General features: G+C 62.8%; 7 protein-coding genes and 8 pseudogenes. 3 read left to right on the top strand and 12 right to left on the bottom strand.

Going from position 1 to position 14,551, the window contains the following annotated elements; translation table 11 throughout:
* Nucleotides 1-16: 16 nt before the first annotated feature.
* A pseudogene (locus R4P95_RS31190) lies at nt 17-715 on the bottom strand (transposase); the annotation flags it as partial.
* On the opposite strand from R4P95_RS31190, the pseudogene R4P95_RS33715 reads away from it, so the two are divergent.
* A pseudogene (locus R4P95_RS33715) lies at nt 661-962 on the top strand (IS3 family transposase); the annotation flags it as partial. The pseudogenes R4P95_RS31190 and R4P95_RS33715 overlap by 55 nt on opposite strands.
* Nucleotides 963-1,176: 214 nt before the next feature.
* Nucleotides 1,177-1,734: pseudogene (locus R4P95_RS31185) on the top strand (IS110 family transposase); the annotation flags it as partial.
* Between the two features lie 293 nt (nt 1,735-2,027).
* On the opposite strand, the pseudogene R4P95_RS31180 reads toward R4P95_RS31185, so the two are convergent.
* The 6 genes and pseudogenes from R4P95_RS31180 to R4P95_RS31155 form a co-directional block, all read right to left on the bottom strand.
* Nucleotides 2,028-2,297: pseudogene (locus R4P95_RS31180) on the bottom strand (transposase); the annotation flags it as partial.
* A 190-nt stretch (nt 2,298-2,487) separates the two neighbouring features.
* Nucleotides 2,488-3,582 (bottom strand): IS630 family transposase, encoded by a 1,095-nt coding sequence (locus tag R4P95_RS31175; RefSeq protein WP_317747675.1) that lies wholly within the window; start codon nt 3,580-3,582, stop codon nt 2,488-2,490.
* An 83-nt stretch (nt 3,583-3,665) separates the two neighbouring features.
* A pseudogene (locus tag R4P95_RS31170) lies at nt 3,666-4,709 on the bottom strand (BtrH N-terminal domain-containing protein).
* Nucleotides 4,710-4,738: 29 nt separating this feature from the next.
* Nucleotides 4,739-5,590 carry a hypothetical protein gene (locus R4P95_RS31165; protein WP_317747676.1) on the bottom strand — a complete coding sequence of 284 codons (852 nt, stop codon included), beginning with the start codon at nt 5,588-5,590 and terminating at the stop codon, nt 4,739-4,741.
* Nucleotides 5,587-5,988 carry a hypothetical protein gene (locus R4P95_RS31160; protein ID WP_317747677.1) on the bottom strand — a complete coding sequence of 134 codons (402 nt, stop codon included), beginning with the start codon at nt 5,986-5,988 and terminating at the stop codon, nt 5,587-5,589. Before R4P95_RS31160 ends, R4P95_RS31165 begins: the two co-directional genes overlap by 4 nt.
* Nucleotides 5,948-6,466 (bottom strand): PaaI family thioesterase, encoded by a 519-nt coding sequence (locus R4P95_RS31155; protein ID WP_012686937.1) that lies wholly within the window; start codon nt 6,464-6,466, stop codon nt 5,948-5,950. The genes R4P95_RS31160 and R4P95_RS31155 overlap by 41 nt, the downstream gene beginning before the upstream one ends.
* Before the next feature lie 258 nt (nt 6,467-6,724).
* Between R4P95_RS31155 and R4P95_RS31150 the strand changes: the two genes are divergently transcribed.
* Nucleotides 6,725-7,345 carry a TetR family transcriptional regulator gene (locus R4P95_RS31150; RefSeq protein ID WP_397504948.1) on the top strand — a complete coding sequence of 207 codons (621 nt, stop codon included), beginning with the start codon at nt 6,725-6,727 and terminating at the stop codon, nt 7,343-7,345.
* A gap of 183 nt (nt 7,346-7,528) precedes the next feature.
* Here R4P95_RS31150 and R4P95_RS31145 read toward each other — a convergent pair.
* The 5 genes and pseudogenes from R4P95_RS31145 to R4P95_RS31125 all read right to left on the bottom strand — a co-directional run.
* A pseudogene (locus R4P95_RS31145) lies at nt 7,529-7,827 on the bottom strand (ABC transporter ATP-binding protein); the annotation flags it as partial.
* The gene (locus tag R4P95_RS31140; protein ID WP_317747675.1) at nt 7,828-8,922 is read right to left on the bottom strand and encodes an IS630 family transposase; all 1,095 of its coding nucleotides are present in this window, start codon (nt 8,920-8,922) and stop codon (nt 7,828-7,830) included. It lies immediately after the preceding pseudogene.
* Nucleotides 8,923-8,972: 50 nt separating this feature from the next.
* Nucleotides 8,973-9,272, bottom strand: a pseudogene (locus R4P95_RS31135) (ATP-binding cassette domain-containing protein); the annotation flags it as partial.
* A 155-nt stretch (nt 9,273-9,427) separates the two neighbouring features.
* On the bottom strand, nt 9,428-10,006 hold the full coding sequence (locus R4P95_RS31130; RefSeq protein ID WP_317747679.1) for a helix-turn-helix domain-containing protein: 579 nt from the start codon (nt 10,004-10,006) through the stop codon (nt 9,428-9,430).
* A gap of 691 nt (nt 10,007-10,697) precedes the next feature.
* A pseudogene (locus tag R4P95_RS31125) lies at nt 10,698-14,160 on the bottom strand (protein kinase domain-containing protein).
* Nucleotides 14,161-14,551 lie beyond the last annotated feature (391 nt).

The following is a 14,551-nucleotide window of genomic DNA, read 5'->3' as shown; positions in this document are numbered from 1 at the left end:
GACGCGGTAGCCGAGGGCGGCGCGCGGCGATGCGCCGGAACTTCGCCGAGAAATAGGTTCCTTTGGAGCGGGAGACGGCGAGGGCGGCGGCGGGAGAGGGCGCCCTTGAGATACCGGTTTCCGGGCCGGGTCTTCGTGGATTCCACCCGACCGGCCGACTCGCTGCACCCCGGCGCGGTGCCCGCCCACGAGGCCAGATGCCCGGCGGTGGGGAACACACGCATGTCACCGCCGGTCTCGGCGATGACTATCTCGGCGACGGTCGTCGAGAAGCCCGGGATACTGATCAGCAGGTCCCGGGCCGGCCGAAAGGGTGCCATAGCCTCGTCGATCCGGGCCGACAGCTTGTCGATATCGGCGGTGTGGGCATCGATCCGGTCGAGGAACAGCCGGGTCATGAACGCGTGGTGGGCGGTGAAGTGCCCGGTCAGGGCCTCGGTCAACACCAGAATCTTCGACCGCAGTCGTCCTTTGGCCAACTGGGAAAGTTGGACCGGATCGTTACGGCCGTCGATGAGCGCCTCGAGCATCAACCGCCCGGAGACCCCCGTGATATCGGTGGCGACCGAAGACAGTTTGATGCCCCGAGTCCTCGAGCAGCTTTTCGAGGCGTTGGATCTCCCACGGTCCGCTCCTGGGTGATCATGGTGCTGGAAGTCCGTAGAGCCGGCCAGGGCCGCTCGCGCCGACGCCGACGCGCAGCTGGCCGCACGAATTCGGGTGATCCACACCGAGGACAACACCTACGGAGCACCGAGGGTCACTGCCGAGCTCAACGATGGTGTCCCTCCGGACGAAAAGTCAACCACAAGCGCGTCGCCCGGGTGATGCGCGAGAACAATATTGTCGGCTACCGACGTCGACGACGCGTCACGACCACAGTCCCCGAACCCGCCGACCACAAGGTACCCGACCTGCTCAAACGGGACTTCACCGCCGACGCACCGAACCGCACGTACGTACGTCGGCGACATCACGTAATGGGTGAGTCGGACCAACGATCCGACACGCACAAGGCGACTGGCGGGAGGTCCCTGAGATATTACCGATCCGGGCGCAGTCTGAGCAGTGAGCTGCTGGAAGGTGATCACTGCTGTGATGGCATCCGACTGTGTGAGAGGTCTGAAGGTAGACGGTGACCCTGCCAGTCGCTGGGGCACGTGATCGGCTTGTGAGATGCCGCGCCGAAGAGCGCTTTCCATCGGGTCGCCGCACAACCCCCGAGCTCACAGCAGAATACGCCGCTGGACAGGAGGGTTGTACATGAGCATCAACTGCGAGATCGATTGGGCCGAAGTGCATCACGATGTCGCCCTCGTCGACGAGAACGGCACCGTCGTCGCCCGGAAGCGCATCGACACCGGCACAGCGGGATTGACCGCGCTGCTGGAGGTAATCGCCGAGAGCGGAGGTGCACCGGGCACCACCCCTATCGCGATCGAAACCTACAATAATCTGCTCGTCGTGGCCCTCGTGGAAGCAGGATTCACCGTATACCCGATCAACCCCCGCGCGGTGGCCCGCTACCGCGAACGCCACGGACAGGCCGGCGGCAAGTCCGATCCGGGGGACACCGCGATTCTGGCGAATATTCTGCGCACCGACCGAGCGATGTACCGTCCGATGCCGGCGATCAGCGAACACGGCCGGGCGGTCAAGGCCCTCGCCCGTCAGCACCAGGAGGCGATCTGGGCGCTGCATCAGACCATCAGCCGACTACGCTCTGTGTTGCTGGAGTTTTATCCTGCTGCACTGCAGGCATTTCCAAATTTGAAGCACCGCGCCGCGGTCGCGGCGCTCTCCGCGGCGCCCACCCCGGCATCGGGTCGAGCCCTGACCAGACGCAAAGTTGTGGCGCTCCTGCAACGCAGTGGCCGACGCAACGACCCGAACCTGGTCGAGCAGATCCTGCCGGAGCTGAAGACGCCCGCGCTCCGGCAGCCGCCGCAGGTCGAGTTGACGACACCAATGGTCAGTCAGGGAATGGGTCAGACGCGGACAACCAACTCGCACCCGTCATTCTCATTGTCCGGGAAGTACGAGCCGGAGCGCAGCTTCGGGATCGCGATGTCCAGAGTGCCGGCGCGGGTGTCGAAGTCGCGGTGTCGGTACCCGTTGCGGCTGTTGGTGCGGTCCTCGGAGCGTTCGCCGTAGCCGGCGCCGCACAGGGTATCGGCCTCGGCGCCCATCAGCGCGTCGATGAACGTGGACAGCAAACTCCGCAGCAGATCGGGGCTGGCGTCGGCGAGCTGATCGCTCAGGAACTGGTGCAGGTCGATATCGTGGGCAGTGGCCATCGCGTGGTCCTTCATCGAGTGACTTTGGTCGGTCTCTCGAAGAGTCACGCGATGGCCGCCTTCATAGGGCTACGACACGCCGGTCAGGTTGGGATCCGGTTCGTACACCACTCTGCTGGACGCAACCACATCAACTTTCGGTTGACGCCCTGGGACTGGGAGCGAGTTGATGTCCTGGGAGCGATAGGTGCTAGTGTCCCGCGTCAGAAATTCGTGAGATATATTTGGCGAGGGAATCGAGGATCTCCTCGGCGGTCTTGTGCCAGACGAACGGCTTCGGGTCGTCGTTCCAGGTCTTGATCCAGTTGCGAACGTCTTTCTCCAGTGCGACAACGCTTTTGTGTACTCCACGGCGGAGTAGTTGATCGGTCAGGAATGCGAACCATCGCTCGACCTGATTGATCCAGGAGGACCCGGTCGGGGTGAAGTGGACGTGAAAACGTGGGTGCTTTGCCAACCAGTCGCCCACTGCAGGCGTCTTGTGGGTGGCCAGGTTGTCGCAGACGAGATGCACGTCCAACTCGTCGGGGACGGCCTTGTCGATCGCGGTGAGGAACTTCTTGAACTCCACGGCCCGGTGACGTCGATGAAGCTCGGAGATCACCGTGCCGTCGGCGATGTTGAACGCCGCGAACAGACTGGTGACGCCGCTGCGGGCGTAGTCATGACTGCGCCGTTCCGGCATGCCGGGCATCATCGGCAACACCGGCTGGGAACGGTTCAATGCCTGCATCTGGCTCTTCTCGTCCACGCACAGGACGACAGCACGCTCCGGGGGATTATGGTAAAGGCCAACGACATCGACGACCTTGTCCACGAACTGCGGATCCGTGGACAGCTTGAAACCGTCGGTCAGATGCGGTTTGAGTTCGAACTTGCGCCAGATCCGGCCGATCGTCGACGGTGACAGGCCGGTGCGCTTGGCCATCGAGGTACGCGACCAGTGCGTCGCATTGGCCGGGGAGGTTTCCAGTGTCGCGGTAACCACGTCTTCGACCCGGTCCAGCAAGATCGAGGGCGGACGACCCGGTCGAGGTTCGTCGACCAAGCCGTCGAGGCGTCGGTCGACGAAGCGCCCGCGCCATTTGTTGACCGTGTTGGCGGATATCCCTAGATCTACCGCAACTTGCTTATTTGTCATCCCTGGCTCTGCGCAAGCCAACACGATCCGCGCCCTCAGTGCCAACGATTGTGGGGTTTTCGCCCGCCGCGACCATCGAACGAGCTGTTCGCGTTCGTTATCGGTCAACATCAACTCCACCTTCGGGCGTCCGGTTCGAGGCATACCTCAGGATATCAAGTTAAAGCACGAATTTATGGCGTACGACACTAGCGCAGGTTGGTGCTGTCGAGCGGGTGGAGCAGTGATCATGCCGACGGCGGCGGCGGGTACGAGGTAAGCGCCTGCGGACCGCGCAGCGAGTAGGCCGCGGCGGTCAGCGACTCTGCGAGACTCGCCTCCATCTCCGGCAAGAATGCGGCACGGTCGGCGGCGACAGCCGCTCGGAGGATCGCGGGCATGCTTCTGTCGGACGCTGCGGTCGCCACTCCGCTCCACCCGCGCGATGCGAGATCCGCCGCCTCCGCCGCAGCGTGGACGCCAAGATCGCCGAGGCGGTCGGCCAGTATTTGGCATCCTGAGGCTTGCAGGCTGCGGAAGAATCCACCGCCGGTGCCAGCTTTCTCGATGAACGCCGAGAGCCCGAGCAGTCATTCGTGAAGGTCGCCCTCATGGAGATGTTCGGGCCATCGCCGTAGATCGTCGACGAACACTTGCACCCCATCGAGTCCGGTCCCCTGCACGCTGGCTGAGGAACGGTCGGATATTTTTGGCCCATTGCCGCGGGACAGTGACAAGGCCGCTTGCGTGAGTGCGCTTGCGGAGATCGCACGCAGGTTCGGGACGCATTCTGGCCACTTGACCACGTAGGTGGTGTGTCGGGTCGGAACCGGGAAACCTGTGGAGGTGCGGGCGCGGGCGAGATCGTCATACGGCACCGTTTGAACGTGCTCGCGGTCGTTGTCGACGACATAGGCCAGCCGTTGCTCGTCGTCGTAGCCGACGATCACGATGTCGTGGCGACTCATCTGCAGTCGGACGCGACGGTATGGCAACGCGCTGATGTCCGCCCACACCATCACTGGCCGGCCCGCGTCGATTTCGTCGGTCACCCATTTCCATCCGGCAACGGGGTCGTCGGTTGCCCGCAGCTCGACCTCGGCCCCGATCCGGTCGAGCAGATCGAGTTCGAGATCACCTCCTCGATACGCCTGGTCGCAGTTCCGGCGAACGGAGGTAAGGAGTGCCCCGCCGAGGGTGAACACGAGCCCCTCGTCGGGTGGACCGCCACATCCCAGTCCGGCCCACTCCATCAGGTCCCGCAGGGCTCCGGATCCGCAGTGCCCGCCTATCCGATGCTGTTAGGGCACGTGCACGGCGGTCATCGGGTACTCACCGGCAACGATGTCAAGCCGCGGAAGGACAATCCGCGGCGCCGGCCCGGGTTACCGGCCAGGGCAAGGTGGCGGAATCTGCTCAGTAGTCGTGGAAAACACTTCGGCTCCTTCGAGTCGGGCCACCGGTGCGCCGAGGCAGAGATGGATTTCGGCTCCGAAGGCAAGTGGGGGGCGTCCGGTCCGGGTGAGATCGAGAGTGTCGGGGTCGTCGAAGACGTCGGGGTCGCGGTTGGCGGCACCAAGGAGTGTGAGCACGGCCCGCCTGGGGTCAGGTCGTGGCTGGCGAGGGTGGTCGGGCGCAGCACTGTGCATCCGTTGGTTTGCACGGGGGCGTCGTAGCGCAGGAGTTCCTCGACTGCGGTGCCGACAATTTCGGGTCGTTCGCGGAGCAAGTGCATTTGCTCGGGGTGTGCGAGCAGCGCCGCCACCCCGTTACCGATGAGATTGGCCGTGGTCTCGAAGCCCGCGGCAAACAGCAGCAGCGCGGTACCACGCATTCGTCGTCGTCGAACGCGTCGTCCCCGCGCGCGCGGTGGCCAACCTGCTGAGTAGATCGTCGCCCGGCGCTCGGCGTTTGCCGACAGTAACCCGGTGAAATAGTCGGTCAATCGATCCTCGGCGACGGCCGCGCGCGCGACGGCGGCGGCGTCAGCGCTGGGTTCGAGCGGGGCGACGAGGTCGCGAACCAGCGACGCCGCCGCCGCACGGTCGTCATCCGGGACACCGAGCATCGTCCCGATCACCGAGACCGGTAGGGGTAAAGCCAGATCGGCAATGATGTCGACATGGGGTCGCACGCTCATCTTGTCCAGCAGCAACTCGATCTGGGCGATCACCGACGAGCGCAGTTCGTCGATATGACGGGGGTGAACACATCTGCCACGATGCGGCGCAACCGCCCGTGGTCGCGTGGGTTGCGAAAGAGCATCGTGCGCCGAAAACGACGCATCGCGGTGCGCTGCAATTCTTCGGGCACTTCGCTGAGGCGAAACCCGAGCGATTCGTCGACCTTGCCCAGATTACGGTCTCGTAGCGCGGCGTCACAGTCGTCGTAGCGGGAGAGAATCAGCGCTCCGGTCCGCGTCGACAGTTCCGGGTGAGCGCCGCGCAACCGAGCGAACGCGGCGTAGGGGCCGGCGGGGCCGTGATCGGTGAGCAACGCATCGACGAGCAGTCCCCAGTGCTCGAGGCGGTCACGGGAGGTCCTGGTCGATATCCGTGGTGGACTGGGCACGTGTCAGCGAGGTCGTGAAATGTGCCAGGTCGACGACAATGAACAACGCGCGCGCCGAGGCGGCAAGATCCCCGGTGGTCGCTACTTCCATCCGCGCGGTCACGTCGAGTTTGCGCCCGCGACGGCGCTGCAGGTCCGCGGTGATCACGTACCGAGTGCCGAGCAGGACGGGGGCGTGGAATTCGGTGTCGAGGCGCCTAGTGACCGCCATCTCGCCTACGGTGTAGAGCAGCATCCCGAACATGTCGTCGAGGACCGTGGTGACGGCGCCGCCGTGCGCGATCCCCGGAGCGCCCATGTGCCGGTCGTCGAAGACGTGCTCGGCGACGACCCCCTCTCCGCGACGGCGCGCGTGCAGGTGGTGCCCGTGCGGATTATCGGGTCCGCACCCCAGGCACCAACTGTGATGCGGTGGAAGCTCGTCGCCGTCTCGGACAGTCGGATGGTGCTGGTGAAATCTCCCCCACCACTGTCCCACCCCCCCCTTGCCGGCGCTCTGCGGTACGCGCAAACCATCAGCCGAGTGTCGTTGTTCACCGCCCTCACCTTGATTGCTACACCTGCGACTCATACGGCACCTTTCGAAGGAGCTTGTACGTATCAACTCATTGCATACATATTTTGATCAATTGTATATGCGGATACATAGTCGCATAGTTTGTAAACGCGTTTTCGCTGACCGGCACTATCGGACCAGTGTCGCGATCTGAACACTTATCACCCATCCGTTACGGTGATGGTCGTGATCGGGGAATCCCTGCGGATGTCTTATCGGCGGCACATGCGAGAGGAAGCCTTGCGTGCGACGCAGACGTTGATCACCGAAAAAGGGTGGAACAAGGTCCGCTTCAGTGACGTGGCTGCCATGATCGGAGTCTCGCGTCCGACGTTGTACAAAGAGTTCGCCAGCAAAAATGAGCTCGGGGACGCCCTCGTACTACGTGAAACGGAGCGGTTCCTCACGGGAATACAGACCATCCTCGACACCAACACCGACTCCGTCCCGAGGGCTATCACCGAAGCGGTGCAATACACCCTCGACGAAGCAGTCGAGAGTCCGTTGCTTCGCGCAGCGCTGACCGCACCGCTCGATGACCTCCGGGGGGAATCGAGCGTACTGCGCTTGGTCGCCACGTCCACATCAATGCTCGAACTTGCCACGCAACGGCTGATCAGCTGGTTCGATGAACACTTACCCAACCATGACCGCGCCGACATCGACCACGCCGTCGACGTGCTGATCCGACTCACGGTCAGCCACATAGTCCTGCCCGCCGCAGGTGGCAACGTACACCGAGAAAATGTGGAGACCTGTCGGCAGATTTCTGATGTCGTTCTCCGTTTCCTTCGTCTGTGAGGACATTCTGTGAGGACATGACCGGAGCTCCATGCGTCGACCTGGACGCCTCAGATCACTCATCTCAGTTGACCGGAGTTTGGAGCTTGACGAGCGGACCCGCCCGCCAGGCGTGATGCGGGATCTGACACGAGATGGGTTCGGTCGAACTATGCCGGCGTCCAAAATCTTCGCACCAACCACGGGAAGGACCTGTGTGTCCTGTTCGGCGTCGATGCTTTCCCTGATGGCCGCCTGCGCGTTGGGGGCAACGTATGCATGATCCCCCTGACCGCTCCTGACGACGGAACACGGCCTCGCGAAACGGCAGCCCTGGAGTCGGCTGAATCTGCGCGACAATGCCTTCCATCTCTCTTCCGTGCCGCCACGATGATGGCCAGCCTCGACCAACGCCTGCTCCCGGGCAATCTGCGATTCATCCTTCTCCTCGCTCATACCGATGGGCCGATTCGGCGACCATTGAGGAACTGTTCCACGACGGGCTAGTGTCCCGCGTCAGAAATTCGTGAGATATATTTGGCGAGGGAATCGAGGATCTCCTCGGCGGTCTTGTGCCAGACGAACGGCTTCGGGTCGTCGTTCCAGGTCTTGATCCAGTTGCGAACGTCTTTCTCCAGTGCGACAACGCTTTTGTGTACTCCACGGCGGAGTAGTTGATCGGTCAGGAATGCGAACCATCGCTCGACCTGATTGATCCAGGAGGACCCGGTCGGGGTGAAGTGGACGTGAAAACGTGGGTGCTTTGCCAACCAGTCGCCCACTGCAGGCGTCTTGTGGGTGGCCAGGTTGTCGCAGACGAGATGCACGTCCAACTCGTCGGGGACGGCCTTGTCGATCGCGGTGAGGAACTTCTTGAACTCCACGGCCCGGTGACGTCGATGAAGCTCGGAGATCACCGTGCCGTCGGCGATGTTGAACGCCGCGAACAGACTGGTGACGCCGCTGCGGGCGTAGTCATGACTGCGCCGTTCCGGCATGCCGGGCATCATCGGCAACACCGGCTGGGAACGGTTCAATGCCTGCATCTGGCTCTTCTCGTCCACGCACAGGACGACAGCACGCTCCGGGGGATTATGGTAAAGGCCAACGACATCGACGACCTTGTCCACGAACTGCGGATCCGTGGACAGCTTGAAACCGTCGGTCAGATGCGGTTTGAGTTCGAACTTGCGCCAGATCCGGCCGATCGTCGACGGTGACAGGCCGGTGCGCTTGGCCATCGAGGTACGCGACCAGTGCGTCGCATTGGCCGGGGAGGTTTCCAGTGTCGCGGTAACCACGTCTTCGACCCGGTCCAGCAAGATCGAGGGCGGACGACCCGGTCGAGGTTCGTCGACCAAGCCGTCGAGGCGTCGGTCGACGAAGCGCCCGCGCCATTTGTTGACCGTGTTGGCGGATATCCCTAGATCTACCGCAACTTGCTTATTTGTCATCCCTGGCTCTGCGCAAGCCAACACGATCCGCGCCCTCAGTGCCAACGATTGTGGGGTTTTCGCCCGCCGCGACCATCGAACGAGCTGTTCGCGTTCGTTATCGGTCAACATCAACTCCACCTTCGGGCGTCCGGTTCGAGGCATACCTCAGGATATCAAGTTAAAGCACGAATTTATGGCGTACGACACTAGGCGCTGGTGAGGAGGACCTCCCCGGGGCCGAACATCACCAGATGCTTACGAAAGAGCATTCCGATGTTGTCAGGCACGGTGCGCGCGACGGAAATATTGTGGGTCACGATCAAGATGGTGGCGTCGATCTGCGCATTGATATCGATCAACAGCTGGCTGAGGTAGGCCCGGCGGACCGGGTCGAGACCGGAGTCCGGCGCATCGCACAAAATGAGCTGCGGGTCGAGAACCAGAGCGCGAGCGAGACCGGCACGTTGTCGCATTCCGCCGGAGATCTCGCCCGGAAGCTGTTGACCGTCACTGAATGTGCAGACGACGGCGTCACTCTGGATGCAAACGGTTTCGGACGGATTTCGAGGATTTCGTCGGCATGGTGACGGCATCGTCGTCACGTTGACGGCATACTCGGCACACTGACGGCCGAATTCGGGCATGCGAATACGCTGGAGAACGATTTTCAGCCGCTGCCCGGTGGTGCGAGCAGTCGTCCCCGGGTGTACATCCCGATCAACGCCCACGGCGCGTCGTCGAACCCGAACCGCCGCTTCGCGTGGAACGCGGCGGCGGCCAACACTGTCAACGTGTGGTGCAGCAGATTGCCGGCATAGCGGATGCGGCCGAAGACCTCGACCGCGATCGAGATGAGCCGTTGATTGGCTTGGGTGTATACCCAGTGCAGATGATCGGGTGGGACCCGGCGCAACCAACGGCGCACTGTTGATTCAGGCCGGCCTAGGATATCGGCGATACGCCGATATCCTAGGCCATTCGCCTTGTGTACCAATGCTGTTCCGATCACCTCGGTGGTGTCGGCGCGGCGCACCTGCAGGGCGGTCGGCAACAGCACCTGAGTCTTCGAACAGCGGGCGCAACGGACACGGGCGGGTCGCACGGTCACCCTCTCGGCGCCGAGCCCGCGCACCGTGCGGCTACGGCCGTATCCCCATTTGCGCAGTCCTCCGCCGCATGCCGGGCACGCCATCGCACCCGAGGCCAGGTGCTCGGCGGCGTCCTCGGCGGACAGGATCACGATCACAGGGGGCGGCTCCACTCATAGCTGTTCAGTCTTGACTAGCACACGCGGCCGCGCCAGGGGCCACATGGTGTTGGGCGGAGGGGCTTTCACCGCTGTTGTCACCCATTGATGCCGATGAACGACCGCACCGTAACCGTGCCGACCAACATTCCCGTGTCAACGTCGTCAATCTCGGGCACCCGTCATCGTCGGCACGTTGGCGATGCAGACGAACGGCCACTCGACCCAGCGCCCATCGGCACCAGGAGTGACGATCGCCGGCCCAGTGGTCTTCATTCGAAGCGACGCTCAACAGGAAGCTTGTATCGGTCACTGATTCACATTCCGTCGCTTTCGAGCAGGTGCAGATACCTGCGGAATATCACCAAGACGGGTGGTGTCGTCATCGTGAATATCGAGCGTGCGGCGCAGGGCACATCTCGTCCTGGACCGAGGGCTCCACTTCCCAGTCCGGGTAGTGGATCATCCCCCAGCTCGGGTACCTACCCATCGCCCATGCCCTCCCTCATCCGCTGCCGTGGTGCGGCGGCCCCGGTGTCGGGCCAATTCCGTGGCCTCCCTCCGCTCCGCACCTTCTACCTTCGCTGCGTGCGCGTGCTGGTTGTCTTCACGTGGCCCAACGACCCCGTTCGTCCTTACGCCTTTGGCGCCGGACCGCTTGCCCGTGAATACGAGCGGTCAGCGGCGGAACTCAGACATCGCGGCCCATGGCATCGGTGAGGAAAGAGGCGGTCACATCGGGCCACCGCCGTAACCATCGATCACCGGAGCGGACGTCTTCGAGAAGCTGGGACAGAACATGTGGAATTTCCGCACCGCCATCGAGTAGCAAACGCGGTAGTCCGAGAACGGCACACTGCGACGCGACTGGAGCCAGCGTCCGTTTGGCCTCGTCCATCCGGCCCGCCGATGCAAGGCAGTGCACCAGCAGCAATGTCGACACCATCAGTGCTCGCGGCCGCTTTTGCTTCCTCACGCTCTCGACCAGCGCTCGCCCACGGGCGAGGGCCGCTTCGATGGATGCGTCAGAACGGTCGGCGAGGAGCAGCATTATCGTCGAATCTTCGTCGAATTGAGATGAGACCTCCGCGATCCCGTTCTCCATCTCCTCTCGAGGGCCGGCATCTTTCAGACGCGCTTCCAAAGAGGGATCGATTGGCAATCCGGCGCGAATTCGCTCGTTCACAATGCGCTTGGCCAAAGGCGGAAGATGGAGCTTCTCAGCTATCCTCGCCCCTTCCTCCAGACGGATCGTCGCGGAATCACGGTCTCCGCGAAGTACCTTGATCCGTGATCCAACGCCGTAGGTGGCGAGCATGATGTCGACTACACCACCTTCGGGGCCGAGTTCGTTGCTGCGATCGAGCAACTCTTCCGCGCCGTCGATGGCGCCCTTGTCGTACAGCACAGAACCGAGAAGTGCGCCAGCGAGGCGTGCGGCGTGACTGTGCATGCCGGTCTGTCGTGCGAGCGCCAGTGCGGTATGAAAGATGTTCTCGGCCTCCCCGACGTCGAGAACCTCGTATGCTGCTACTCCAGCCATGCAGTGGCCGTAGACCGCACTGAACGGCCCGACGGTCTGCTCGTGATACCTGCGCGCCCAGTCCTGCCATCGCCGAGCTGCCGCGAACTCGAAGTTGTGAATCGCCAGAAACGACGCCACATCGCTCGCGGCCGACGCGACGAAAGGACGCAAACCGTCAGGATCTCGGAGAATGTCGTCGATCAGGTCCTGAACACCCTCGCTCTGATCGGCGAGGACCTTTGCGACTGCTCGGACCAAGTTTGCTTCGCGGGCGATAGCACGCTGTTCCCACTCGGTCATCGATTCCGAATCGAGGGAGGAAGAGAGACGGTCGAGCGCGAGTTGCATGACCTTCGGCCGCTGTAACAACACATTTCCCCACGCGACGATGAGCTGAAGACGCGGTCGATTGTGCCACAGCGGGGGGAAGCTTCGCGACAAGACCAAGCAATGTTGCCATCCTGGAGTTCTCGATCAACTCCATTCCACCTGATTCGACCAGATGAGCGGCACGATCGAAATCCTTCGCCGCCATTACGTGATCGACTGCCTCGCTGAGCATTCCGTGGTCCTCGAACCAGGTCGACGCAGTGAGATGCAGTTCTCGGGCCCTTGCCGGATCGACTCGTTCGAGTCGACGTTGGAGGAACTCGGCGAACAGATGGTGGTAGCGGAACCATTCCTTGTCATCGTCGATGCTGGTCAAGAAGAGATCCCGACCTTCGGCTTCCTCGAGCAGTGCCTGGCCAGATTGCAGGCCGGCTAGTTTTGCGGCTAGGTCGCCGCAGACCTTCTCGGCGATCGCCGTGGCCATCAGGAAATCGAGTAGGTGGGGCTCGAGCGTGTGAAGCACGTTGGCCACGAGATACTCGCCGATGGCATGATGCCGTCCAGACAGATGTCTGATGAACTCTGCCGGATCGTCCCGGCCGCGAAGCGACAGCGATGCCAACTGCAGCGCGGCCGCCCATCCGTCCGTCGCGATGGCCAGTTCAGTGACCTCCGATTCGCTTAGCCGCAGGCCATTGACGTCGAGGAGGAAAGCCTTCGCTTCCGAGGCATCGAACCGCAGTGCGTCCGGGTCTATTTCCACGAGTTCGTCGCTCACCCGCATCCTGCTCAGGGGTAGACCGGCCTGAGTGCGACTCGTCACTACCAGCTGCAGATGGTGACACCCATGGTCGAGGAGGAAGTCCATGGCCTCGATCGTTTCGTCTGCGCTCACCCGATGCCAATCATCGATGACGACCACCAAACGCTCGCCACTGGAATGGATCTCGTCGATCAGCGAACTCAGTACGTATCGGGCCGCGTCCGGGGGATGGTCTTCGAGGATCTGTCCGAGCTCACGCGCCAGGGCGGGGCGAACCTGGCGGACTGCTTCTACCAGATGGGCGAGAAACCAGACCACATTGTTGTCGTCGGGGTCGACGCTCAGCCATGCGACTGACGCACCGTCCTCGACCAGAACGCCTCGCCACTGCGACGCCAGCGTGCTTTTGCCGAAGCCGGCGGGCGCATGTATCAGGACCAATCTGCGGTGCGCACCACTTTGCAGAGTGTCGATCAGCCTGCGCCGCACCACCAATGGTCGAGTGGAGGTGGGCGGACGGAACTTGGTCGAGGCGCTCGGCGGTGTGGATGTCGCCGCAGGCATCCACCCAGCCTCATGTGCCCTACCAACCGGTTGCTCCGCGGAACGGTTCGCGAAAGTATCGGTTCCTGTGGGCCCTGCAAGCGCCATATCCGCGCTGTACAATCCGTGTTTCTTTCGGATCCCCCGGAGTTCATCTCCGAGAGCGACGGCCGATTGGGGGCGGTCTGTTGGAGACTTGGCCATCGCATGCTCAATTGCGGCCACCACATCGGGTGGAAAATTCCGCATACGGAGGTCGGGGATCGACGCACGGGTGGTTCGTACGAACTGAGCAACAACGCCCTCGCCGGCCCGGCGTTCGAACGCTGCGTGTCCGGTCATCAACGTGAAGAGCGTCGAGCCGAGTCCGTAGATATCGGATACCGGTCCGGGTGCCTGACCCTGCAGCAATTCCGGGGCGGTGTAGGCGGGCGAGCCTGCGATGTGTCCCGTCGAAGTCTTGAAGGCGCCGCCGACCCGCGCGATGCCGAAGTCGGCTAACTGAGGCTCCCCGTAGTCGGTGATCAGGATGTTGGCCGGCTTCACGTCGCGGTGCAATATCTCGAGGTCGTGTGCGGTGTATAGAGCGCCAGCGAGCTTGATCCCGACCTGAAGGACATCCGGCCAGGGCAAGGGGCCGTGGCGTCGAACCCACGCTTCCAGCGAGTCGCGCGCGTGGAATGGCATCACGATATACGGGCGCCCTGCCGCGAGAACTCCCACCTGCAGTATCTGGACGATATTCGGATGCCCGGACAATCTTCCCATGACCCGTTGTTCTCGGACGAAGCGTTCGCGCTCGCCACGTTCGAAGCCTTCATTCAAGACCTTGATCGCGACTGTTCGATCCAATGCGGTCTGAACACAACGGTAGACGACGCCGAAGCCTCCGCGGCCAACTTCCAGCGCGTCGTTGAAGCCTTCGGCTTCGAGCTCGGAGACGACTGAGAGCGCTACGTCGCGTTCAGTCCGTGCGGGCTCTGCATCGGCCATCTCCTAATCCTGGTCTCCCTGGCGATGCCTGCGTTAGCATTTTCTGGAAAGAATACGAATGCCCATCGTCCAACCGCCATGGGCGGAAGAACTGACCGCAGGGCCATCATGGTGGGCCGGGCGCCTGCACAGGACGTCCGCGTCGCGGCGCAGGTGCCATACCGACGCGCCTCGCCGCAGAGGAATCCTGATGGGGTGGACGGCACGGAATACCTGGGACTCGTAGCGTTACCGCCGTGGTGGTGAACCAGTCGGCTCCGGCCAGCGTTTGTCGTGCTCGCCGCTCAGGGTGCTCGTTAGTAATGATGGTCAACGATGTGTGCCCGAGCAGCTTGGAGACCATTCCGACAGGGATTTCGCCCTAGCCTGGGTGGCGTAGGTGTGCCGGCCC

Source organism: Rhodococcus sp. IEGM 27, from assembly GCF_033142305.1.
Lineage (GTDB): Bacteria > Actinomycetota > Actinomycetes > Mycobacteriales > Mycobacteriaceae > Rhodococcus_F > Rhodococcus_F oxybenzonivorans.
Note: the sequence above shows the minus strand (reverse complement) of the source record. Positions and strands in the feature narration are given on the sequence as shown.

Coding starts and splice junctions, on each gene's coding strand:
- R4P95_RS31175 (WP_317747675.1), bottom strand. CDS start 3,582: ATGCCTCGAACCGGACGCCCGAAGGTGGAGTTGATGTTGACCGATAAC.
- R4P95_RS31140 (WP_317747675.1), bottom strand. CDS start 8,922: ATGCCTCGAACCGGACGCCCGAAGGTGGAGTTGATGTTGACCGATAAC.
- R4P95_RS31150 (WP_397504948.1), top strand. CDS start 6,725: ATGGTCGTGATCGGGGAATCCCTGCGGATGTCTTATCGGCGGCACATG.